Annotated in this window: 20 protein-coding genes and 1 pseudogene; 7 read left to right on the top strand and 14 right to left on the bottom strand. The window is 41.1% G+C overall.

From position 1 onward, the window contains the following. On the bottom strand, positions 1 to 1129 hold a 1129-nt coding region (gene groL / locus CAN34_RS12775), incomplete at its 3' end, for a chaperonin GroEL (RefSeq protein WP_089555940.1). 95 nt (positions 1130 to 1224) lie between these two features. Further along, complete coding sequence (locus CAN34_RS12770; protein ID WP_041757514.1) at positions 1225 to 1518, bottom strand: co-chaperone GroES; 294 nt, start codon at positions 1516 to 1518, stop codon at positions 1225 to 1227. A gap of 556 nt (positions 1519 to 2074) precedes the next feature. Here CAN34_RS12770 and CAN34_RS12765 point away from each other — a divergent pair. Next, positions 2075 to 2845 (top strand): DUF3108 domain-containing protein, encoded by a 771-nt coding sequence (locus CAN34_RS12765; RefSeq protein WP_089555938.1) that lies wholly within the window; start codon positions 2075 to 2077, stop codon positions 2843 to 2845. Positions 2846 to 2962: 117 nt separating this feature from the next. On the opposite strand, the gene CAN34_RS12760 is transcribed toward CAN34_RS12765, so the two are convergent. Together CAN34_RS12760 and wrbA are read right to left on the bottom strand one after the other, a co-directional pair. Further along, positions 2963 to 3427, bottom strand: coding sequence for a hypothetical protein (locus tag CAN34_RS12760; protein ID WP_254423190.1), 465 nt, complete (start codon positions 3425 to 3427; stop codon positions 2963 to 2965). 33 nt (positions 3428 to 3460) lie between these two features. Continuing rightward, positions 3461 to 4075 carry an NAD(P)H:quinone oxidoreductase gene (wrbA, locus tag CAN34_RS12755; RefSeq protein ID WP_089555937.1) on the bottom strand — a complete coding sequence of 205 codons (615 nt, stop codon included), beginning with the start codon at positions 4073 to 4075 and terminating at the stop codon, positions 3461 to 3463. A 333-nt stretch (positions 4076 to 4408) separates the two neighbouring features. Here wrbA and CAN34_RS12750 point away from each other — a divergent pair, with 333 nt between their 5' ends. From CAN34_RS12750 to CAN34_RS12735, 4 genes are all read left to right on the top strand, one after another. Continuing rightward, the gene (locus CAN34_RS12750; RefSeq protein ID WP_089555935.1) at positions 4409 to 5962 is read left to right on the top strand and encodes a YhjD/YihY/BrkB family envelope integrity protein; all 1554 of its coding nucleotides are present in this window, start codon (positions 4409 to 4411) and stop codon (positions 5960 to 5962) included. Between the two features lie 164 nt (positions 5963 to 6126). Continuing rightward, positions 6127 to 8943 (top strand): M66 family metalloprotease, encoded by a 2817-nt coding sequence (locus CAN34_RS12745; protein ID WP_089555934.1) that lies wholly within the window; start codon positions 6127 to 6129, stop codon positions 8941 to 8943. 308 nt (positions 8944 to 9251) lie between these two features. Then, complete coding sequence (locus CAN34_RS12740; protein WP_254423189.1) at positions 9252 to 10883, top strand: DUF2254 domain-containing protein; 1632 nt, start codon at positions 9252 to 9254, stop codon at positions 10881 to 10883. Between the two features lie 151 nt (positions 10884 to 11034). Further along, entirely contained in the window at positions 11035 to 12312 is a 1278-nt protein-coding gene (locus CAN34_RS12735) for a sodium:proton antiporter (RefSeq protein WP_089555932.1), read from the top strand. A 167-nt stretch (positions 12313 to 12479) separates the two neighbouring features. Here the strand turns inward: CAN34_RS12735 and CAN34_RS12730 are convergent, their stop codons facing one another. The 3 genes from CAN34_RS12730 to CAN34_RS12720 all read right to left on the bottom strand — a co-directional run bounded on the left by CAN34_RS12730 (position 12480) and on the right by CAN34_RS12720 (position 15333). Then, positions 12480 to 12983 carry a DUF2127 domain-containing protein gene (locus CAN34_RS12730; RefSeq protein WP_254423188.1) on the bottom strand — a complete coding sequence of 168 codons (504 nt, stop codon included), beginning with the start codon at positions 12981 to 12983 and terminating at the stop codon, positions 12480 to 12482. Beyond that, entirely contained in the window at positions 12976 to 14157 is a 1182-nt protein-coding gene (locus tag CAN34_RS12725) for a dihydroorotase (RefSeq protein ID WP_089555930.1), read from the bottom strand. The genes CAN34_RS12730 and CAN34_RS12725 overlap by 8 nt, the downstream gene beginning before the upstream one ends. A 102-nt stretch (positions 14158 to 14259) precedes the next feature. Then, a complete protein-coding gene (locus CAN34_RS12720) occupies positions 14260 to 15333 on the bottom strand; it encodes an aspartate carbamoyltransferase catalytic subunit (protein WP_089555929.1) in 1074 nt (357 codons plus the stop codon). A gap of 403 nt (positions 15334 to 15736) precedes the next feature. On the opposite strand from CAN34_RS12720, the gene CAN34_RS12715 reads away from it, so the two are divergent. Both CAN34_RS12715 and CAN34_RS12710 read left to right on the top strand, forming a co-directional pair. Beyond that, the gene (locus CAN34_RS12715; RefSeq protein WP_089555928.1) at positions 15737 to 16720 is read left to right on the top strand and encodes a class 1 fructose-bisphosphatase; all 984 of its coding nucleotides are present in this window, start codon (positions 15737 to 15739) and stop codon (positions 16718 to 16720) included. Positions 16721 to 16821: 101 nt separating this feature from the next. Next, positions 16822 to 17616, top strand: a complete 795-nt coding sequence (locus tag CAN34_RS12710) for an RNA methyltransferase (protein ID WP_089555927.1) — start codon at positions 16822 to 16824, stop codon at positions 17614 to 17616. A 99-nt stretch (positions 17617 to 17715) separates the two neighbouring features. Here the strand turns inward: CAN34_RS12710 and CAN34_RS12705 are convergent, their stop codons facing one another. From CAN34_RS12705 to CAN34_RS12675, 7 genes and pseudogenes are all read right to left on the bottom strand, one after another. Then, the gene (locus CAN34_RS12705; protein ID WP_089555926.1) at positions 17716 to 18648 is read right to left on the bottom strand and encodes an electron transfer flavoprotein subunit alpha/FixB family protein; all 933 of its coding nucleotides are present in this window, start codon (positions 18646 to 18648) and stop codon (positions 17716 to 17718) included. Positions 18649 to 18779: 131 nt separating this feature from the next. Then, a complete protein-coding gene (locus tag CAN34_RS12700) occupies positions 18780 to 19529 on the bottom strand; it encodes an electron transfer flavoprotein subunit beta/FixA family protein (RefSeq protein WP_089555925.1) in 750 nt (249 codons plus the stop codon). A gap of 757 nt (positions 19530 to 20286) precedes the next feature. Next, positions 20287 to 20499, bottom strand: coding sequence for a cold-shock protein (locus tag CAN34_RS12695; RefSeq protein WP_010196799.1), 213 nt, complete (start codon positions 20497 to 20499; stop codon positions 20287 to 20289). A gap of 380 nt (positions 20500 to 20879) precedes the next feature. Further along, a complete protein-coding gene (locus CAN34_RS12690; protein WP_089555942.1) occupies positions 20880 to 21305 on the bottom strand; it encodes a hypothetical protein in 426 nt (141 codons plus the stop codon). Positions 21306 to 21577: 272 nt separating this feature from the next. After that, the gene (gene ilvC, locus CAN34_RS12685) at positions 21578 to 22594 is read right to left on the bottom strand and encodes a ketol-acid reductoisomerase (protein ID WP_079691019.1); all 1017 of its coding nucleotides are present in this window, start codon (positions 22592 to 22594) and stop codon (positions 21578 to 21580) included. A 152-nt stretch (positions 22595 to 22746) separates the two neighbouring features. Then, the gene (gene ilvN, locus CAN34_RS12680) at positions 22747 to 23244 is read right to left on the bottom strand and encodes an acetolactate synthase small subunit (RefSeq protein ID WP_079691018.1); all 498 of its coding nucleotides are present in this window, start codon (positions 23242 to 23244) and stop codon (positions 22747 to 22749) included. Next, positions 23244 to 23752 (bottom strand): annotated as a pseudogene (locus tag CAN34_RS12675) (thiamine pyrophosphate-dependent enzyme); the annotation flags it as partial. The gene ilvN and the pseudogene CAN34_RS12675, both read right to left, overlap by 1 nt. Positions 23753 to 23767 lie beyond the last annotated feature (15 nt).

Below are 23767 nucleotides of genomic sequence, written 5' to 3'. Positions count from 1 at the left end.
AACGGCACGCCGCCAGCAGTTTAGCCATACGCTCTTGAAGCTTTTCTTTATCGTAGTCAGACGTTGACTCTTCAACTTGACGACGGATAGATTCAACACGATTTTCGATATCAGCGGTGTTACCAGCGCCATCAACGATTACCGTATTTTCTTTACCGATAGTGACTTTCTTCGCAGTACCCAATTGCTCTAGGGTCGCAGTCTCAAGGCTCAGACCAATCTCTTCAGAGATAACGGTACCGCCAGTTAACGTTGCGATATCTTCTAGCATGGCTTTACGACGATCGCCGAAACCTGGTGCTTTAACGGCGCAAGTTTTTAAGCCGCCACGCATGTTGTTAACAACCAAGGTTGCTAATGCTTCGTTTTCTACGTCTTCAGCAATAATCAATAAAGGCTTGCTTTGCTGCATTACTTGCTCAAGTAATGGTACGATTTCACGAATATTGCTGATTTTTTTATCAACAAGCAAGATGTACGGGTTTTCAAACTCAGCCGTTAAGCTGTCTTGCTTATTAGCAAAGTACGGGCTGATATAACCACGATCAAACTGCATACCTTCGACTACTTCTAAGGTATCTTCAAAGCTTGAACCTTCTTCAACCGTAATCACGCCTTGCTTACCGACTTTTTCCATCGCTTGGGCAATCAATTCACCAATTTTGGTGTCTGAGTTGGCAGAGATAGAACCAACTTGAGCAATCGCTTTTGAATCATCAGCTGGCGTTGATAGCAAATGAATTTGCTCAACAGCAGCACGCACGGCTTTATCAATACCGCGCTTAAGATCCATTGGGTTCATGCCAGCGGCAACTGATTTCATGCCTTCTTGCAAGATTGACTGAGCCAATACGGTCGCAGTCGTCGTACCATCACCAGCAACATCATTTGTACGGCTAGCGACTTCACGGACTAATTGAGCGCCCATGTTTTCAAATTTGTTTTCAAGCTCGATTTCTTTAGCAACCGAAACACCATCTTTAGTAATGGTTGGTGCGCCAAAAGATTTATCGATAACCACGTTACGACCTTTAGGGCCTAAAGTAACTTTTACTGCATTTGCTAGGATGTTCACGCCATCCATCATTTGTTTACGGGCATCAATGCCGAATTTTACGTCTTTTGCCATGTTAAATTACTCCACTATGATAAGTATGAGAATGCAATTAAATGTTTCAATGATATTGTCAAAAATGCGCTGAGTATAAAAACACTCAAAAAGGACTAGCCTTCTAACACACCCAATACATCAGATTCTTTCATAATAAGTAGTTCTTCGCCGTCAACTTTCACGGTTTGACCAGCATATTGACCGAACAAAACTTTGTCGCCAGTTTTTACATCTAATGCGCGAGTCTCACCATTGTCACGAATCTGACCGTTACCAGTTGCTAGCACTTCACCTTGTGAAGGCTTTTCTTGAGCAGAACCAGGCAATAAAATACCACCAGCCGTTTTTGTTTCTTCTTCTATGCGGCGGACAACAATACGATCATGTAAAGGACGAATATTCATCAATATGTCTCCAATAAGTTGGTTAATTAAATTAAGAATTTATTTGGTTTGAATGTCTCAACACCTTTATCTGCAAAAGCCGTTTTTCAAAAGTAGCATAATAAGGATAAGCGTTGAGCTTGTTTCAAAAAGTGGGGGCATGGACAGTGGGCTTCAAGTCTAAAGCCCAAAAATTTACAAGAATTTCTTAATTAATGCAGCGTTTATCGATAAGTAATAGCGAATCGCTAAAGCGCTCTGAAATAAAAGCGTTAATATAAAGCCGTGGATTCCCATAAAAGTATTAAATGATTGCGATATTTAGTAGAATCAATCGTTGTTTTACTCGCCTATTCTTACTAGATTTACAGCAAGTTACTCATAGTCCTAGTAGCAGCTATCATAGTAACATCGGCTACAAGAGCCAAACGTCAGCATCTATCTCTACTCTTGAAAATGTAACAGAGTATGACCATTATAGGCATTGTGAATCCAATAAAAGTTAGCAGTAATATCGAATCACCCTAAGTATAGAATCGACTTATTAAGCTATCTGATATCAATCTATTAAGGAACATCTATGAGTTTTTCATCTATGAATAAAAAACCATTAACAACCAATTATAATGACAAAAAAAATGCTAAGTCTAAATTTTTAACCATGTTGACCACTGGAGCCAGCATAGCGGCTATCGGAGCTTTAAGTATGACCGCACCTACTCTTGCCAGCGCAAAAACCATTCAACCATCAAGCGCCAACTATAGCTTTACGGTAGAAGACAAGTATAAAGGGACAGCCACGCGTACATTGAACAAATCAGGCAATACTTGGAAATATGATGTCAATGCACGGGTCGCTGGTGTGGCAAGTGCTGCACAACACAGTACCTTCACTGTTAACGGTAATGCGGTTATTCCAACCCAAGCCAGTACCACTTATAAACTACTGGGCATCGGTCGTACGCATAAACTGGACTTTAACCCAAGTAGCAAAAAAGTCGTGAGTAACTATAGAGGCAAGTCGACAACCATGACGATGGCACAACAAGCCTTTGATGACTTAAGTCTTGAGGTGCAAATTCGCCAAGACTTATTAAATGGTAAATTCTCTGGCAATTACTACATGGCAAAACACGATAAGATAGAAAAAACACCGTTTAAAAAATCTGGTAATACCAAGATAACAGTTCCAGCGGGTACCTTTGATACGGTACGTGTCGACCGTATCCATGATGACAATAGTCGCTCGACCAGCTTTTGGTTGGCACCAAGCTTAGATTACTTACCCGTAAAAGTAAGCCAAATTAACGACGGTAAAAAGATGGACTTAGAATTGACTAAGGTTAATTAATAAAAGTATTTCTAAAAAATAATATCACCACAAAAAATCGGCGCTCCAAATAGAGCGCCGCTTTTTTGTGGTTAAACTGATAAAAATGAAATTAATTGAGCAGCTAACGAGGTTAGGTTACTTAACAACATTATTCATAGAAGGTAGACGCTTTAACAAAATAAACAACCAGACGTTAATGGCAAATAACAGGACGAAATCAATGAAATATACGGCAATTTCTGCCCAGCTACTGCCATAAGCACGTGTGAATAATACGACCCCACTTGCCCCTAAATATACTAAAGTAAACATGCTGTCTATCAATAGCGCATAGGGTGAACGTCCGCGTAGTATCGACGGCGTTAAGATAAATGCCGGTACTAGCCATAGCGCTTGCCATGCGATACCGCCGACAATGTCAGGGCTACTGATATTAAAGACATTGATCAAAATAGGCAAAGCAAGCAATCTAAAGGTTAGCCAAACCAGCCAAGTCACCATCAAGCGCTGACGGATGGGCGTAATAGGCTTACTAGGTTTAATAATTTTACCAGTCTTTGCAGTAGGTGTTTGATTGGAACGATCAGAAGTATTTGGCATTAGAGAGCTATGTTTCCTTGTCAATAAAACCGTTTAGCGCCAGTTTGCTTGTGCTAAAGCTTTGGCACTAATCGCTAAACGGCGCCCTTGAGCAATAGCCAGTTCACGCTCATCAGCGGACACAGGCTGATCATGTGACGCACCACTGACATGACTTGCCCCATAAGGCGAGCCACCACGATGGGTACGATTTAATGCTGGCTCTGCATAAGGCACACCCACAATCAGCATGCCATGATGCAGCAATGGCATCATCATGGTCAGCAACGTCGTCTCCTGCCCGCCATGCATTGAACCAGTTGCAGTAAATACCGCTGCTGGTTTATTTTGTAGATTACCAGCGAGCCATAGCGTGACGGTATTATCCCAAAAATACTTCATAGGCGCGGCCATATTACCAAAGTGCGTTGGACTACCAAGCGCAAGACCCATGCAATCTTTTAGATCTTCCATGGTGCAATACAGATCACCTTCATCTGGTATCGCAGGCTTACTCGATGTGGTCTCAGGCGCAACTGTCGGCACCGTGCGAATGCGCGTGGTCATGCCCGCCTCTTCAATACCCTGAGCGATAGCATATGCTAATGTCTTAGTCGTACCGTAATTTGAATAATAGAGCACCAAAACATAAGGGGCGGTCTGACTCATTAGCAAAACTTCCTTATAAAATCGTTAACAGTAATATAGCGAATCGTAATTATTATAAAATGATTGGCATGATGAATAGATGTGTACATTATGCCCGAGTCATTCACTGACATGCAAACAAACCCTCACACTCGGCGTAGTCACTCATTAAATCTATTAGGCGATATAACTGCTTTGTCTAACATTTTCATCAGCGACATTATGATAATTAAACCTCAAAGATAATTAAACCTCAAAACGCTATTATGCATTTTGACACAATTAACCCGCAGATTCAGACAGGCCATTTTTGTTACACTATTCGCACTCTATTATTTCTGCTAAATGGTCGTTATGGAAAACTTACTAAAAAAAATACCCTTTCTACATCAACGTTGGTTTCAGTTCCTACGCTTTTTAACTCGGCACTTTTTTGAAGACAACTGCCAGCAAAAAGCCGCATCATTGACCTATACGACCTTATTGTCGATTGTGCCTATCTTAACGGTGCTATTGATGATTTTGTCTTCAGTACCGGCGCTATCTTCTGTCAGAGCACAGATTTACGAAGTCATTTACAGTAACTTGCTGCCACAATCGAGCTTGCAGGTCAGTAAATATATCAATAACTTCGCTGAAAAATCATCAAATCTAACCATCATTGGGGCAATGGTATTGTTTTTTACGACCATTATGACCTTGACGACTATTGAGCGCGCTTTTAACCAAATTTGGCGGGTAGAAAATCGCTCTGGTGGCATGAAAAGCATGCTGCGCTATTGGACAATAGTCACGCTGGGACCGCTAGTATTGGGTACGGCATTTATCGCCTCTAGTGCCGTACAAAGCCTGAGCCTCTTAAATCGTCAAATTGCTGGCTATGGTATCGATTGGTCATTTTGGGTACAGATAGTATCAGTTGGAGTGACGATCGCTGGTTTTATTAGTATGTATTGGTTTATCCCAAAAGCGCGTGTACCTGTAAAAAACGCCGCGATTGCTGGTATTTTTGTAGCGATTGTCTTTGAGCTGATGAAGCATCTTTTTGGTACGGTGATGGCGAACTTTACCAGCTATGAAGCCATTTATGGCGCATTTGCTGCATTGCCAATTTTCTTATTGTGGATATATCTGTCATGGAATCTAATTCTATTAGGGGTTGAAATTAGCTATACCTTGACTATTTTTGAGACGGAAGAAGTCTACCCACGCCATCCACTACTAAGTTTGCTCGATATGTTAAATTTAGTTTATACCCATCATTTAAAAGGTGAAGCCGTTAGCGAACAAGCGCTGCGTAATGTATTGGGGCGTAAAGAGCTACCAAAGTGGTATACCTATATCAATTATCTACAAGACAGCAATTTAATCACCATGACAGAAGAGGATGATTATGTGCTCAAAAAAGATTTGAGTAAAATGACGTTATGGGATTTTTATCGTACGCTGCCTTATCCATTACCCATTAAAGATGAGCTTGACGAGATGAGTCCCGAGGACCAAAAACCTTGGCTAAGCCTATTGGTAAATCGTTTTGAAAATACGGAAGCTTATGCTCAAGAACAATTGGATGTGCCGCTAAATGCTATCTTTGCCCACAGTGAGCCGCGCAAAAAATCTGCTAATGATGAAGACGAAAATTCTAAAAACAATAAAGCCAAACTTTTTAGAAAATCTGCCGCTGCGACACCTAGCCGCTTATCTCAAGAAGATTCAGATATTAACGATGACACACCTCGCTTTGACCCTGTCGCTTATGATAAGGACAGCGACATAGAATGTGATGAGCGTAACAATGAAATTATCATTCCTAAAGATACTATTAGTGATAAAGCTCGTGCAGATGCCAGTAAAACGGGCAATAGAGGCGATATTATTACTGAAGCAGACAATCCGACATCTAATTGAATGCTATAAGAGTAAGAATGAATAAGGTTTTTTAATTAACTTATAATTGAAAATCTCTAGGACAACCACTAAAGAAAACTTATTGTTATATAAAAAACAAATGTCGTACATAATACCAACATAACTGTTATATTGCCCCTCATTATATTAATGAGGGGCTTTAAATGAAAACAACAATAAAATTTCCCGTAAAAGCATTAAGTATCGGTATCATCGCTATTCTGCTTGCAGCTTGTGGTGAAGGTGATGGAAGCACTACACCAGCAGTAACGCCGCCGGTAACAAGTATTCCTTCAACACCAATTGGGCCAAGTACACAACTCAAATACCCAGAGCCAAAGAAAGACATCACTGATGCCTATTTATTAGGGTTTTTTGACCACGCTGGCAGAGCAGGAGCGATTCGAGATATCCGTCCAGACTTAGTCGGCACTTTCCAAGCCATGATTCAGTTTGGCCAGAATCATACTGTTGATCCGCAGGGCAATGAAGCAAAAAACATGCCGCGCCTAACCGCAGAAAAAGAAGCACTTTTATTGGTAACGCCTACTCTTGAGATGGGTGACATTGATAAGCTTGTGGCAGAGATTTATAAGGATGGGGCTTTATTACGGAGCGTCAGTCTAGCCGAACCAACTCAAATCCCAGCCACTGATCAGACCAATACTGACAAACGTCCTCGCGTCTCTTACAGTAATCGCGCATGGTCGACCAAACTCAAATGGAATGAGGTAGAAGGTGGTCTTAAAATCCGCATTGTGGATGAGAAGAAGCGTAGCGGTGATTTATTAGAAGATAAAATAGACTTTGCTGCACCTGGCGAGCTGGTATTAACCAATATCCGTTTAGGTATGTTGACTGCTCCGCCTCAATCTTGGGGTCACTACATGTTACGTGACCCAGAAAGAGCCGGTTCAGACTACTTCCAAACCATTCCAGCGGCACAAATGACCGTTGCTGTATATGATGACATGAAGCTTGATCGAGTGATGGTGGGCAATGGCACCATTTATGATTCGGTGAGTAGCTCAGACGGTGGCATGTATAATGGTGATATGCGTGAAAATACCGCAAAAGCAACCTTTGGTGTCGGCATAAACTTAGCCAATTGGGGCGTGACTAGCGCATCGCTACACAGCCAAGAACAGCCACAGCTGACTCAAAACGTCAATGCCCACCATGCCCGCGGTAAATATGCCAATGGCGAACATAACCACGGCTTAAGTGGTGGTAATGGCATGCTGACCATTATCGATTCGGTCAGGAATGAGTTTAGTCATGAAATCGGCCATCATTATGGCTTAGGCCATTACCCTGGTGCATCGGGCGGCGATTATTTCTGGGCCGAGCATCATGCCGACAGCGGCTGGGGCTATAATGGTTTTAGAAACAAAATGCGCGGTAACTTAGACTGGCCGCGACAAGTCGAAGGTGATGGTCTCAGTGGCAAACCTCTTTTCTTAGCCACCTATGGCTACGGCCGTGACGCGATGTCTGGCGGCTCACAGAGTGGCGCTTATTCAGACTACACCCATTACACCGGTTACAGCACCAAGATAAAAATACAGCCAGCATTTGATCGGGCGGTATTTGACGCTGATTCACCGACGGGCTATAAGAAATGGAATGCCGAACTCCGAAAGATGGAAGTAATCCAGCCTAAAGTACCGAGATCTGGTAATGTTTGGTACAACAGTGCCGACGGTAATTACTTAAAAGCACGCTTACAAGGTGTGCCGGTTTTCACCATCTTAGGCGGTTATGATCCTGTGGCGCAAAAAGGGATCATTTATCCTGAGGCACGCGGTAACTGGGGTAATGTTTTTGATTTACCTACGCCAAATAACTCGCTAGAAGCGGCAAGCTGCTGGTTGAGCGTCACTTATAGTAATAGTACGGTTAATAATATTGCCTTGTCCCCTAATCGGATGAATGGCAATGCCAATAAATTCCATGTCAATTTAGCGATTGCTGAAGATCCGAAAAAAGTGGATTTGTACTGTAAAAAGGCCAATGAAGCACAAGTACAGCTATCGACAATTGATATTCGTCAATATAGTGACCCTATCAGACCAGCGGTTACCTTTGGTAAAGAACATGGCTATACGGCACTAAGAAAGGTAGAGTTACCGGGCTTAGAACAGCAGCTCATCGCTCAAGCAGAAAATCCGACGGTTACTTTAAATACCAATGGCAAATTATTATATGATTCTTATAAAGAGTATCGTGATGAGCTCAGCCCGCAAGCATTGGAAACATTAGAGCGTTATGAGCAGCAGCAAGAAACCATCTATCGCTTAAACCGTTGGGTCAATGTCTATCGTACTGATTTAATCAAGAAAGAGCCTGAAGCACTCAGCGAATTTCAGCAGTTTGTGAAATGGTTAGAGCTACAAGATGACAAACCTTTAGAAAATGTTGCTACTATACGTAACGGCAACAACTGTCTAAAAGTTGAAAAACTAGAAAATGGTAAGTTAAATAGCTTTATTAGCGGACCAAGTGGCTGTACTGGTGATGACTCTGAACAGTGGGTTTACGATCTTAAGGGTAAAATCCATAGTAAAATGGCATTGGATCAGTGTTTGACGGAACAAGGTTCTTGGGTTAATTTGGGCGCTTGTAGCTTGGACTCACCAGCGCAAGTTTGGGAGATGAATGGTACCGACCAAATCAAACAAGGCAACAAATGCTTTGATTTACGAACTGGTCATTTAGTAGATAATCGCGGAAGCTTGATTATTTACAACTGTAACGGTGGTTGGAACCAGAAGTGGACAACGCTGACCAAAAACCCAAGCTTTATCTTAGCGACAGCTGGTAACAATCTACCGTTAATCGTAGATAGTCTGCAAAAACAACCAGTAACGATGGATAATTTGCAAACACGGTCATTAAGTATGGACAGTACAGAAGAGCCGTCAGTACTAGCAAAAGTAAGCACCGCGATAAGCACTTGGATTGACAATCTTTTCAGTTAACAGATAACACGGAAGCTTACTTACAATGATAATGGTGGCTGGAATCAGTAATGAACTGTGTTAACTCAGAATTCGAGTTTGATACTATTAGAGCTTTCCATCATTAAAATCCTCCATTATTAAAAATTTTATCCTGCTAAAAATAAGCTCCTATTAATAGGGGCTTATTTTTTTATTAAATTTTTGATAGCGTAACTCTATATGATAAGGTAATTTACTTTTAAGCGCTTTTGTTGTGCCAAGTGTATTATTATTTTTCTGATTGGCATCGAAGTAAGACAGTAGTATGAATTTTGGAGCTGACAACGTTGAGTAAAGACCCCAAAACCAGCTTGCTTAAACAGATTCTAACGGCAATTAAGCACAGACTTAGGCAGTTCCTACAGCTATGGTCACTACAAAATCTAACCAATTTACCTGACCGCCTAAAAAACTTATGGCAGCAATTGCTTGGCTCTTATTGGTTTATTCCAACAGCTTGTGTGCTGGTAGGCATCTTACTTGCGCCCATACTCGTTACCATTGATGAACATTTTGATCGTGAAACAGTCAGAGAGATCAGCTTTGCATTTACTGGCGACGATCAGGCCGCACGCGCGATTATGACCGCGATTGCAGGCGCAGTACTTGGTGTCGCAGGAACGACCTTTTCGATTACTATTGCCGTCTTATCGATGGCCTCATCGCAATTTGGTCCACGGCTGCTACGTAACTTTCTGACCGATACGCCAAATCAGTTCGTACTAGGCGCATTTATTGGTACTTTTAGTTACAGCTTATTGGTTTTAAAATCTATTCATAAATATGATGTGGCTTTTGGTGTACCGCAATTATCGGTAACTTTTGCTATTATCATGGCCATCATTTGTGCCTTATTATTGGTTTATTTTGTTCAGCATATGGTACATGCTATACAGGCATCGCATGTCATTCACGGTGCCAGTAATGAGGCGCTTAGAAATATTCATTACTGGTATAAGGACAGCTGTGAGATTCAGCATCAACGTGATGTGACGCATCACGATGTTGAGCATTTCCAATCTTGGACAGCGACCGCTATCATCGCGCCAAGCTCAGGCTATCTACAGCAAATTTATATAGAGTCGCTGATCACTTTGGCGCAAGATTATGGCGGTGTAGTACAGCTACATACCAGCTTAGGTCAATTTGTTACCGATAAGAATGTCATCGGTCATTTTTATCAGCGTCCTGCCGATCATAATAGTCACCTACAAAAAACTAAAACTCTTGGCTTAGCTATTCTCCCACGCGCGCCAGATGGGCTATTTTGGCAGCGACTCAATACTTGTATCCATCTTGAACGCCAGTCCGTGCACTCTAATGATATCGCTTATAGTTTAGGACAAGTCACTGAAGTCGCAGTGCGGGCGTTATCTCCTGGTATAAATGATCCAAAAACGGCGGTCAATTGTGTTCAATCACTGACCACGTGCTTGAGTGTCATGATGCAACGTCAGCCGCCAAGCCCTTATCATTTTTATATACCATCTGATGACAAGAATGATAGCGATAGCCAAAATGAATCTGACATTCTAGTCAATCAGCAGCGAGTCGCAATATTGGCTGTGGTTACTAAAAACCCTACGATAGCTGCCTTTATCGATACCTCTCTTGGTGAGATACGGCGTTATGCGACGGCTGATTTAATGGTATTAAAGGCATTATGTCAGGCTATGACCGATCTTAATTACGCTTGTGTGAATAACGCTCAGCAGCAAGCGCTATTACATGAGCTCACACTGATTGAACGCGCAGGAGAAGAAAACCTGAGTTATGAAGAGTTAATAACAGATCTCAAAGCAATGTCTTATGAAGCGAGACAATTTATTCATAGTAATAATGCTAAGCATCAACATTTTGAATATATTAGTCAGTTTGATGCGCAAATTAATAAAACACTACAGAGGCAATCAAGATAAAATTTTATTATTTATAGGAATTTTTTGTTATTCATATCAATATTAATCGTAGACAACATAAAAACCAGACAAACAACAAAACTAACATTTTGTCTAACCCTTACAGATTTTAGGGTTAGAATCATTTTTATATTCATCTGAGACTTTTTTTATGGCATCTGCAACCAGTCTGACTGTACTTGAAATCAGTGCTATCTTTTTATCTATCACTGCCCTACTGACTTATGTGAATCATCGCTTTATTGGTCTACCGACCACTATCGGTGTCATGGTCATCTCTATATTATTATCTATTGGGGCGATATTTTTAGGCTTTTTAGGCTTTGATCAGCTCATAGATTATGAGATCAGCTTATTAAACCAGCTTGATTTTACCGAAGTATTACTCGATGGCATGCTCTCGATGTTGCTATTTGCCGGTGCCTTACATGTCAATATTGGTGACTTAAAGCGTTATAAGCTACCCATTGGTATCCTTGCTTGTTTGGGTACTGTCATATCAGCAGTACTCATTGCCACCGCCATTTATTTTATGCTACCGCTTTTAGGGTTCGCTCTGCCATTTATTTGGTGCTTATTATTTGGTGCCTTGATATCACCGACCGACCCCATTGCCGTGATGGGTATTTTGGCATCAGCAGGCGCACCTAAGAGTATAGAAACTGTTATCGCTGGCGAGTCGTTATTTAATGATGGTATTGGCGTGGTGATTTTTGTGATACTACTCGGAATTTTATCTAGCGGTGATATTCCAACTGCCAATTATGTGGCGCATACGCTAGCAGTTGAAGCTGGTGGCGGTATTATCTTTGGCTTAGCACTTGGGGCAATCTTATATTACATGCTCAAAAGTATCGATAGCTATCAAGAAGAAGTGTTATTAACACTAGCGGGCGTGATAGGGGGCTACGCACTTGCCAGTCATTGGCATCTATCAGGACCTTTGGCAATGGTAATGATGGGACTGATGGTCGGTAATCGCGGGCGGGAATTGGCGATGAGTGATAAGACACGTCACTATATTGACCTATTTTGGGAATTAATTGATGAAATTTTAAATGCGATTTTGTTTGTTTTAATTGGTTTAGAAGTAGTGATAATTGCCTATTCTGGTAATTTATTTATTGCCGCAGGATTGACCATTATCATCGCCCTACTTGCTCGGCTGATCGTGGTAGGCATGACCACTAGGACCTTTAGACACCAACTTAATCTGCCAGTAGGCGCTTGGAAAGTATTAACATGGGGTGGTCTGCGCGGTGGTATATCTGTCGCGTTAGTACTACAGCTGCCTACAGGAACTGAGCGCGATGTTTTACTAGCATTAACTTACGCTGTAGTGGTGTTCTCTATCTTAATTCAAGGTTTAAGTGTCGGCAAAGTAGCCAAAACTATTTCTCCTGTTAATAAAAAAACATTGGACGTTTAGAAAAATAATAACATTGTACTTTAAGTCGAAAAATACACAGTGATTTCAAATAATAAAAAGCCAGCACTAAAGATGTTCTCTTTATGCTGGCTTTTATTATTATCGTCAAAGCAATATTATCTAATAAAGACTCATTATTTAGTAAAAATCCTTATCGGAAAGTGACGTTATATCAAGCCTTTACGCTTCATATTACGATAAACCACAATGACAATAATAATATTAAGAACTAAAATACCCAGTTTAAACCAGTCGAACGGGCTGACAATCAGATAATACAGTTCAATAGGAATAAATATTCCATAGCCTATGACGCCAAACCAATAGGCCCAAGTCTTATCTTGCCACAATCCATATGCTTCAATGAAGCGCAGGCTGGCATAAGCAAATATTATTAATAGAAACACTGTCCAGTTTTTACTGGCCTGCTGTGCGATCTCTACAGCGCTATCAACTTGTGGGGCGAGCAATTGACCAAAATACTGTCGCCAAGAGTGGGTGGCCGTTGACAACCATTGCTCCATATCTTTATGCCACTGCCATAATGCAATAGCCCCTAATAGCGCACCGATACCTTTAACAACCTCATAGATCGCAACGGCTTTAATAGATTCGCTAGACTCGCTCTTTTTATGTCGCTGATTATCGTCCTGACCAGACCAGTTAACCAAAGAAAGTCTCCACAACGCGCCCTTGCAGCTGCTGATTAAAGAAAGGGGTATTTTTACCACTAGATTGCATCGTTTCCGCGGTCACTTGCCACTCTAAATTAGGGTCGACCAACACAGCGCCACCGATATTTTCATATTGCTCGCTAATACCGGCGATTTTTGCAGGATTAAGACAGATTTTATCGACCAATTGCTCTAATGTCAGTACCTCATCACGAACTAACTGACAAGCTAGCGCCATAAAAGTATCAAAGTTTGAGATACCTGGTGTACTTTCTTCAAACGGCGCTTTTTTAGCCGTACTGTTCAATGGCTCATGATGACTACAAATCGCATCAATAGTGCCGTCTTTTAAACCGCGAAGTAGCGCTTTTTGATCGGTATTACTACGCAGTGGCGGCAGTACATAGGCCATAGAATTAAAGCCTTCTAAATTATCATCGGTTAAATACAGCTGATGCATGGCCACATCACAAGTCACTGGCAGTTTTTTATTTTTTGCCCAGCGCATCAGCTCGATTGAAGACTTGCACGATAATTGACTAAAGTGAGCAGCAATACCGGTTTCTTCAACCATTAATAACTGGGTAGATAAAGCGACCGTTTCAGCAATCCATGGAATACCTTGTAGCCCATGATAGGAGGCGATGTAGCCTTCGTGCGCAACCCCATCTCCAGACAAACTGGGCTCATCAGGATAAAAGAATACTTTCATACCAAAAGTCGCGGCATACTCGAGTGTACGCAATAGTACCAAATCATTGCGAAAAGGTCGGCGAGCATTAGAGACGGCAATACAGCCACCTTTTTTTAATCCAGCGATGTTAGATGGGCGTTCGCCCTCTAACCCAGCGGTCAAGGCACCTAAAATATGTAAGTAAATGCCGCCATCATCAAGCGCACGCTCACGTAAACCTTTTAATAGTGAACCGTTCTCTAAGATAGGATTGGTATCGGGCGGAATGACCACATGCAAAAAACCATTGGCGCGGGCAGCTCGCCCTTCTGATTCCAACGTGCCATGTTGTTGTTGTCCTGGCTCACGTAAGCGGGCGCATAAGTCTACCAGCGGTGGTAATATCCATGTCTCGCGCTCGCGCGTCAGCTTTGCTAACTGAGCCGTGGCTATTTGTGACAATGATTCTTTAAATGCTTTTGGAAGTAAGTCGTGCATATGAACATCTAAATTTGTAATGTGAGCCATGAGCGTTATTACCGTATCAATAAAATGGGATAAATAAGAATAAAATTGGCTAGCAAAATATTAGGTCAGATATTATTTACTAGCTGCTTGATGAGCGCGTTGACCTTCCATTGCCAATGCCAATACCGCCATGCGAATAGCAATACCATTATTAACCTGCTTCAAAATCACAGATTGCACGCCATCAGCAACGCTTGAGGCAATCTCAACACCGCGGTTCATTGGTCCTGGGTGCATGACTAGCGCATCAGGCTTGGCCAGTGCTAACCGCTCTGGGGTAATACCATAATGCTTATAATACTCACTCGATGATGCCAATAGCGGCGAGCCGATCCGCTCGTTTTGTATTCTTAATCCCATAATGACATCACAGTCGGTCACGCATTCATTCATATTTTCATAAACTTGCACCCCAAAACGCTCAATCCCCTTAGGCAATAAGGTACGAGGCGCGCAGACACGAATATCTTTCACACCTAAAGTTTGCAGCGCACTGATATCAGAGCGTGCGACCCGAGAATGCTTAATATCACCAACGATAGCGATCGACAGCTCTTCAAAGGGGCGCGGCGCCTCACGGTGAATGGTCAACATATCGAGCATGCCTTGCGTCGGATGGGCGTGCCAGCCGTCACCGCCATTAATAATAGCAATATCTGGTGTCACTTCTGTGGCCATAAAATGGGCAGCACCTGATGCTGAATGCCGCACCACAAAGATATCTGCCGTCATAGCCTGCAAATTCCACAGCGTATCGCGCAAGCTTTCGCCTTTTTTGGTGCTAGAGCGCTCAATATCGATATTCAGTACATTGGCACCCAAACGCTTTTCTGCTACCTCAAAAGTGGTGCGTGTACGAGTTGACGGCTCAAAAAACAAATTCATTACCGTATAGCCTTCAAGCTCAGGACGGTTAATCAGTTGCCCATTATCATCAAAAAACGTCTCAGCTTTTGCAATAATTGCCTGCAATTGTGCTTTATTAAGACCCTCTACACCCAAAAAATGACGAATACTACCATCGCTATTAAGCTGCGGACGACTTAACGAGGTATTAAGCTTATGATGAATGGTGTCAGAATCAAATTTTGCAGACTCAGTCGCTGCAATAGGAGGTAGTGAATTACTATCGATAGAATTTGACATAATGGTAAGTCTTTATTTTGAGTTTATATGAGTCTATATTAATCATTTATTCATTTTTGTTCGAGCATTTATAGCTGATATGCACAGATACAAGGACATTTTGACGCTTATTTGCTACAATTTACCGTAATGACACCAGCCCTATAAAATAGACTTAGCCATCTGCTAAGCAATATAAGTAAAGCTGTAATAACCACGATCGAAAATAAGCTTCCCAAAAATATCAATAAACAATAATACATATAGTGTAGCTGATTTTATGGTCAGGACAAAGATGCCGTACAGGCTATTTAATAATTTGCCAGATTTAGGGGTATTAAATACTAACTCCCACATTTCTTAAGCACTCACTTGCTCTTTAACTTTAAATCTCATTCATCAATACCATTTATTAGGAAGCATTATGACGACCCTAGCAAACTATTTAAAAACTCATGCAACCAATCCTGCCCTTAATGACGTCATTACTACCGTTACTGACGTTGGTAAGACTATTTCACAGCTACTTAGAAAAGGTGCTTTAGCAGATATCTTAGGTGAAGCTGGCAATCAAAACGTCCAAGGTGAGGATCAAAAAAAATTAGACGTACTGGCCAATGATTTATTGTTAGACGCTTTGGCAAAAAATGCACATTGTGCGGGTGTTGCTTCAGAAGAGCTTGATGATGCTACTCCTGCCAATGCTGATGGCAGTTTATTGGTGCTATTTGATCCCCTTGATGGCTCATCAAATATCGATATCAACATGGCCGTTGGTACTATTTTTTCTATTCTACCGTATCAGCGCCAAGGTCAAACCAGTGAAAATAGTGATTTCTTACAAGCTGGCAATCAGCAGCTAGCAGCAGGTTACTTATTATACGGCACCTCTACCGTCCTAGCACTGACCATCACAGATAGTGTCGTCATGTTTAGCCTAGACCCAGACACGAATGAGTATGTACTGATACAAGAAAACATCCAAATCGATGCCGATACCAGCGAATATGCCATCAACGCGTCAAATTACCGCTACTGGCGCGTGCCGATGCAACAGTATATCGATGAGCTCATCGCTGGCGAAACAGGTGTACGTGCTCGCGATTTTAATATGCGCTGGGTTGCAGCAATGGTTGGTGACGTGCATCGCATCTTATGTCGCGGTGGTCTCTTTACTTATCCATTTGATACGAAGTATGCTAATAAAGTAGGTAAATTACGCTTAATGTATGAAGCCAATCCGATGAGCCTTTTGATTGAACGTGCTGGTGGCGCTGCAACTGATGCGGTCAATCGCATTTTAGATATAGAGCCAACCGATATCCATCAGCGTATCCCTGTGGTACTTGGTAGCAAAAATGAAGTCGATTATATTAAAGAGCTACATTTAAATTATGCTGATAAATAAGTCAGCTAAGCACACTTTGAGGACGAGCCGTATAGAGTCAAATAAATAACAGCTTTATACGAATCGTTCACATACTCTACATTTTTTCTAAGCGATTCACTATGGTAGCAAATCCCACTGAGCTTATTACCTCAGATAAGAATACGACGGTCAAGCTAGTAAAGGGCTTGTTGACGCAAGCTCGTCAACGCAAAAAACAAGGCCAAACAGTCATTGAGGGCGTCCACCTTATCGATGCTGCCCTGCGTAGTGACTACCCGTTTGTGCAAATATTGCTAGCTGAATCAGCGCATTATCATCCTGAAGTTCAGCAAGTTTTAACTCGTCTGCCAACCTATACGCCGATTTTAATTTTGTCAGATTCACTGTACGAGAATATTCGGAGCTTGGGCACTGGCATCGATATCATGGCAATTATTAAAGTACCAACGCCCAGTTTATCAATAATTAACAATGATTGTCTGGTTCTCAATGATGTGCAAGATAGCGGTAATGTCGGCACCCTGCTACGTACCGCAGCAGCCGTTGGCATTAATACCATACTCTGTACTAGTGCTACCGCTCAAGCTTGGTCGCCAAAGACATTGCGAGCAGGCATGGGCGCACAGTTTGCGCTGACTATTTATGAAGATTTAAGTGTGCAAGATATTTTAGACCATGTACAAACGCCGCTGTTTGCAACCAGCTCACATACCGATACAGTCATTTATCAACATGACCTAAAGAAACCAATCGCTTGGATTATGGGACATGAAGGTCAAGGTGTTTGTGACGAGCTGATGCAATGCGCTACACCTATCGCCCTACCACAGCCTAATGGACAAGAAAGCCTCAATGTAGCGATTGCAGGCTCGCTATGCTTATATGAGACTCTGCGTCAAAGACATTATAGCTAATATCATTTAACTAAATCAGCAACACGCTTTTTAAGTTAAATATAAAAAAACCCGCTACAAATAATAGCGGGTTTTTTATATTTAATTACTAAATAACGATTAAATCTTACTGGTTAGCTCAGGTAGTGCTGCAAACAAATCCGCTTCTAAGAAATAATCTGCAACGCTAGCGATAGGTGATTCTGGGTCATTGTTGATAGCAACGATGACTTTAGAGTCTTTCATACCCGCTAAATGCTGAATAGCGCCTGAAATACCTACTGCGATATATAAATCTGGTGCAACGATTTTACCCGTTTGACCGACTTGCATGTCGTTTGGTACATAGCCTGCATCAACTGCAGCACGTGATGCACCAACAGCAGCGCCAAGTTTATCAGCCAATGGTTCAATGTACTTAGTGAAGTTTTCACCATTTGCTAGTGCACGACCACCAGAAACCACGATACTTGCTGAGGTCAATTCAGGACGATCAGATTTAGCCATCTCTTCATTTACGAAGCTTGCTTTACCAAGGTCTTGAACATTATCAATAGTTTCGACAGTAGCTGAACCACCTTCGCTTGCTACTGGATCAAAGGCGGTAGTACGTACGGTTAATACCACTTTATCTTCTGAGGTTTTAACTATTGCTGTCGCGTTACCAGCATAGATAGGACGCTCAAATGTTTGTGCATCTACCACAGCAGAGATTTCTGATAGCATGCTGACGTCAAGTAATGCTGCAACACGTGGTAGAAAATTCTTACCAGTAGTTGTGGCTGGTGCAAGGATATGACTATAGTCACCAGCAATGTCCGCAACCAATAATGCCACGTTACCTGCCAATTGATGTTCATAAGCAGCGTTGTCTGCTAACAGTACTTTGCTCACGCCTTCAGCTTTAGCCGCTTCGTCAGCGACAGCTTGATTGCCACTACCAGCGACCAATACATGGATATCGCCGCCTATTTGCTTAGCAGCAGCGATAGTATTTAAAGTTGCCTTTTTTAGACTGGCATTGTCATGTTCTGCATATACCAAAATTGCCATTGTTTTTATCCTTGATTTATTCGTATCATCTATTCATGCGGTTGTTGGTGTACAAAGTAACTTTACGCCTAATTTGAATAAAAAACAGTTTAGACATAATAACGTTGTACCAGATATGCCGTAGCAAAATATTAAATTACTTTTGCTTCATTTCTTAACTTATCGACCAACTCGTCAACTGAACCCACCTTGATACCAGCTTTACGATCAGCAGGTGGCACGACTTTGATAATTTCTTGCTTAGAAGCCATATCAACACCAAAATCAGCTGGCGTTTTTTCATCAAGCTGCTTTTTCTTTGCTTTCATGATGTTAGGCAATTTAGCATAACGTGGCTCATTCAAACGCAAATCAGTGGTGATAACCGCTGGCAAATCAAGTGCAACCGTTTGTGAGCCGCCATCGATTTCGCGCGTCACATTGACTTTATCGCCTTCAACTTTCACTTCTGAAGCAAACGTACCCTGACCTATACCCATCAATGCCGCTAGCATCTGACCAGTTTGGTTATTATCATCATCAATCGCTTGTTTACCCAATAGAATAATATCAGTTGACTCAGATTCAGCGATATTTTTAAGTATTTTAGCGATTTGTAGTGGATAAGGCTTGTCATCAGTCAATACCAAGATACCACGATCAGCGCCTAATGCTAAAGCAGCACGAATCTGCTCTTGTGATTCTTTTGGACCAATTGATGCAACAATGATTTCATCAATCACACCGGCTTCTTTTAGACGAACCGCTTCTTCTACTGCAATTTCATCAAAAGGGTTGATTGACATTTTAGTGTTAGATAAATCTACGCCAGAGTTATCAGCTTTTACACGAACTTTTACGTTGTAATCAATGACACGCTTGACCGCTACTAATGCTTTCATACGTTCCTCGTTTATTAATGTTATGAATTAAAAAATTGTCAGTTAAGAACCAAAGGTTCATTTTCTTTCAAAATATCTTCTAAACTGTCTTTCAAATTTTGCTTCAAATCGTCGTTCAAAATGCTACTCAAGGTTGTTACTGCATCAGCAAAAAATAGTTAATGAAGAAAAAAATCCAATACTAAAAGCGTATTAGTATCATATCCCATATTCATAAAATCCGCTAAAGCTAAGCCAACCGTTATTATCAGACCTATGTATATTGCGTGAGCACAGTCATAAGGTCAAGACAACGCCGTGAATAATGCGTCATAAATTTGTCACTATTCTATAATAAATAGTTATAAGCGCACAATTTTGCAATTTTCTCTCGCTGATACCATGTATATTTATAGCATTCACAGCCCTGTGACTAATTAACATTTTGTTATTATTTATTTCTTTGATAATTTTTTAGCAGTTAGGAATATTTGAGCAATATAGTCAATTTACTTTAAAAGCATAAAATGCCGCTGAAATTAAATTTTTGAAGTATTGATAGAAATTTGCGGCTAGTAATAGCAAAAAACCTACAACAACATCTCGTTATTCTCACAAGAAAAAATGTCATAAAAAAAGCAACCTGATCAGAGGTTGCTCTTTTTTAAAGTCTAAACAGTATTTTTATTGTTTTAACAAACAAAGGTATCAATGACTATTGATTAATCTTACTGTAATTAAGCTTGCTAACAATCAGCTTACTCAATAACAAATTAGATTAGATAGCTTCGATTTGCTCAGCTTGTGGGCCTTTTTTGCCATCACCTAAGATGAAAGACACTTTTTGGCCTTCGGCTAGGGTCTTGAAACCACCACCTTGGATAGCGCTGTAGTGAGCGAATACGTCTTGTCCGCCATTGTCTTGAGCGATAAAACCAAAACCTTTAGCTTCATTAAACCACTTTACAGTGCCTTCAACTTTATCTGACATAAATTTTCCTAACTCTTTAACTGTTGGCGAGACGTGTGTCATCACCGATTAATTGATATGTACCCAAATAATTTTCTGCTAAATGCAATGGTCAAAACAATCAAACCATCTTGAAGATACCTTAACGTTTTCACCTAAAATCCTTTGAGTACAATCTGATTATAACAGCTTTTCATAAGCGCAACAGCTTATATTGATGATTTTTGTAACCTATTAAAATCCGTTTTGAGAAATTATAATAGTAAGTGAAGACTACATAATCTATTGATATGAAAGATGTTTTTTATCAAACATATCTTTATATTTTGAATATAGATAAACTATCTAACGCAATAGACCATACGACTGAAGCTCACTACTTTGTAATTAAACAAAGAAAATTACTGAGGAATAGGTAACCATGGTGAGCTTAATACCAATAAACATAACGCAAAAAATATCAGCGAAAATGACTGGCTATAGGCAATATATTTGGCGGGTATTACCAAATCTTTAGGAGATTCGGGAATGCCTTTACGCTTCAACAGTCGCATGCCATATATCCAGCCAAAAGTCGTATAAATACCATAAGCGGCAGGTACAGCAACCGCCAACGGCGTTAGATCAATCACGTATAACATCACAACGGAAACAAAAAACCATGAGGTATCTAGAAGTGAGCTGATTTGAAAAAACTTGGATTGGGGTAGTTTGCCATCGGTTTTTTTGAGCATCTCCCCTTCTATCCAAATTAAAACTGCGACTACAGCGCTAAGAGTAATATATACGAATTGCGGCGTTAGCCAATCAGGATAAGATATTTGCACAACAGACAACCTGTAATCTATAGAAAAGAAGCATGAGAGAATCCTTGGCATTGATAGCTCAAAGATAGTCGATAATAAGAGCGCTAATTAAATGAATACGCTACTAATAAATATAACAATGTCTGCCTATATTAGGCAGATGTTATAGATTTTCAACCATGACAGACCGAAGCATATAAAAATATCTATCAATAAAAAGCCCACGCTATCATTAATAGCGTGGGCTTTTTTAGAATAATTTATTAATCAATTATTAATTACTTGATATCAAATTAGTTTTTGTCTTTATCGATGATTTTGTTACCACCGATCCAAGGCATCATACCACGTAGCTTAGCGCCAGTGATTTCAATTTGATGCTCTGCATTGTTACGACGACGAGCGGTCATTGATGGATAGTTCGTTGCGCCTTCAGAGATGAACATCTTCGCATACTCACCAGATTGAATGCGTTTTAGCGCATTACGCATCGCTTCACGTGATTGCTCATTGATAACTTCAGGACCAGTTACATATTCGCCATACTCAGCGTTGTTACTGATTGAATAGTTCATGTCAGCGATACCGCCTTCATACATCAAATCGACAATAAGCTTTAGCTCATGTAAGCACTCAAAGTAGGCCATTTCTGGCGCATAACCGGCTTCTGTTAGCGTCTCAAAGCCCATTTTTACTAGCTCTACTGCGCCGCCACATAATACTGCTTGCTCACCAAAAAGATCCGTTTCAGTTTCATCTTTAAACGTGGTTTCGATGATACCTGAACGTCCACCACCAACACCAGCAGCATAAGATAGCGCTAATTGTTTGGCTTGACCAGAAGCATCTTGATAGATAGCGATAAGATCTGGGATGCCGCCACCTTTTACGAATTCATTACGTACTGTGTGACCTGGTGCTTTTGGCGCAACCATGATGACGTCAAGATCGCTACGCGGCTCTACTTGGTTATAATGAATGGCAAAACCATGAGCAAAGGCAAGAGTTGCGCCCTGCTTGATGTTTGGTTCAATCTCATTTTGATATAGCTCTTTTTGGAACTCATCAGGCGTCAAAATCATGACAACGTCAGCCGCTTTTACCGCATCGGCAACTTCAGCAACTTTCAAGCCAGCGTTTTCTGCTTTTTTCCATGAGCCTGAGTCTGCACGTAGACCGACGGTCACATCGACATCTGATTCTTGTAGGTTAAGCGCGTGCGCATGACCTTGTGAACCATAACCAATAATAGCAACTTTCTTACCTTGGATGATTGATAGATCACAATCTTTATCATAATAAACGTTCATAAACAGAGTCCTTTTCCTAAATCATGGCGTGCCATGGATAAATAAACACTTAAATTACAGTCACTGTTTTAAGGTGATTGGTGAGATAAGCGCTATGTTAATGTTGAATAAACAAGTTTGAAATACAATATTTTAAATACAGTAAACGCTGATTATAAGCTTAGCGTTTTGTCGCCACGAGCGATACCAATCACGCCTGAACGCACTACTTCCATGATACGCTCGCGACCAATCACATCAATAAAACCATCGAGCTTAGCTTTATCACCGACGATTTGAATCGTATATAGACTGGCGTTTACGTCAACGATTTGTGCGCGAAAAACGTCTGCACTGCGTTTGATCTCTTCACGTACACCGCCAGTCGCACGTACTTTGATTAGCATCAACTCGCGCTCGACGTGTACGGTATCTGATAGATTAAGCACTTTAACCACTTCAATCAATTTATGCAATTGCTTGGTGATTTGTTCTATTTTTTCAGGTGAAGTAATGGTGGTTAACGTTAAGCGAGAAATACTCGGATCGTCTGTTGGCGCAACGTTTAAAGTTTCGATGTTATAGCCACGTTGAGAGAACAAACCGACCACTCGCGACAACGAACCCGCTTCGTTTTCCATCAATACCGAAATCAGATGTTGTTGTTGCATTAGGTACGCTCCCCTTTTGTTAACCACATATCACGCATCGTCTGCCCAGCGATTTGCATCGGATACACATGCTCATTACGATCGACATAAACGTCAATAAATACCAATCTATCTTTTATTGCCATGGCTTCAGCCAACTGTGCTTCCATAGTCGCAGGATCAGTAATCTTGATACCGACATGACCATAGCTTTCAGCCAGTTTTACGAAGTCTGGTAAAGAATTCATATAAGAATGCGCATGACGACCTTCATACAGCATATCTTGCCACTGTTTCACCATGCCCAACTGCGCATTATTTAAGTTTAGAATTTTAACTGGCAAATCATACTGTAAACAGGTTGATAACTCTTGGATATTCATCTGAATAGAGCCTTCACCGGTAATACAAACCACATCACGCTCAGGGTTAGCAAGTTTCGCTGCCATCGCATACGGCAAGCCAACACCCATCGTACTACACCGCCTTATTTCAGCCATCGGCTCGGCAACTTATAGGTATTGTAAAGGTCCGCAAACCACTA

The organism is Psychrobacter sp. DAB_AL32B, from assembly GCF_002224105.1.
Classification (GTDB): domain Bacteria; phylum Pseudomonadota; class Gammaproteobacteria; order Pseudomonadales; family Moraxellaceae; genus Psychrobacter.
This window is presented reverse-complemented; position numbering and strand designations above follow the sequence as displayed.

Excerpts from the sequence above, each read along its gene's own strand:
- CAN34_RS12765 (WP_089555938.1), top strand. The coding sequence starts at position 2,075 with ATGAGTTTTTCATCTATGAATAAAAAACCATTAACAACCAATTATAAT.
- CAN34_RS12760 (WP_254423190.1), bottom strand. The coding sequence starts at position 3,427 with ATGCCAAATACTTCTGATCGTTCCAATCAAACACCTACTGCAAAGACT.
- wrbA (WP_089555937.1), bottom strand. The coding sequence starts at position 4,075 with ATGAGTCAGACCGCCCCTTATGTTTTGGTGCTCTATTATTCAAATTAC.
- CAN34_RS12750 (WP_089555935.1), top strand. The coding sequence starts at position 4,409 with ATGGAAAACTTACTAAAAAAAATACCCTTTCTACATCAACGTTGGTTT.
- CAN34_RS12745 (WP_089555934.1), top strand. The coding sequence starts at position 6,127 with ATGAAAACAACAATAAAATTTCCCGTAAAAGCATTAAGTATCGGTATC.
- CAN34_RS12735 (WP_089555932.1), top strand. The coding sequence starts at position 11,035 with ATGGCATCTGCAACCAGTCTGACTGTACTTGAAATCAGTGCTATCTTT.
- CAN34_RS12725 (WP_089555930.1), bottom strand. The coding sequence starts at position 14,157 with ATGCACGACTTACTTCCAAAAGCATTTAAAGAATCATTGTCACAAATA.
- CAN34_RS12720 (WP_089555929.1), bottom strand. The coding sequence starts at position 15,333 with ATGTCAAATTCTATCGATAGTAATTCACTACCTCCTATTGCAGCGACT.
- CAN34_RS12715 (WP_089555928.1), top strand. The coding sequence starts at position 15,737 with ATGACGACCCTAGCAAACTATTTAAAAACTCATGCAACCAATCCTGCC.
- CAN34_RS12710 (WP_089555927.1), top strand. The coding sequence starts at position 16,822 with ATGGTAGCAAATCCCACTGAGCTTATTACCTCAGATAAGAATACGACG.
- CAN34_RS12705 (WP_089555926.1), bottom strand. The coding sequence starts at position 18,648 with ATGGCAATTTTGGTATATGCAGAACATGACAATGCCAGTCTAAAAAAG.
- CAN34_RS12700 (WP_089555925.1), bottom strand. The coding sequence starts at position 19,529 with ATGAAAGCATTAGTAGCGGTCAAGCGTGTCATTGATTACAACGTAAAA.
- CAN34_RS12695 (WP_010196799.1), bottom strand. The coding sequence starts at position 20,499 with ATGTCAGATAAAGTTGAAGGCACTGTAAAGTGGTTTAATGAAGCTAAA.
- ilvC (WP_079691019.1), bottom strand. The coding sequence starts at position 22,594 with ATGAACGTTTATTATGATAAAGATTGTGATCTATCAATCATCCAAGGT.
- ilvN (WP_079691018.1), bottom strand. The coding sequence starts at position 23,244 with ATGCAACAACAACATCTGATTTCGGTATTGATGGAAAACGAAGCGGGT.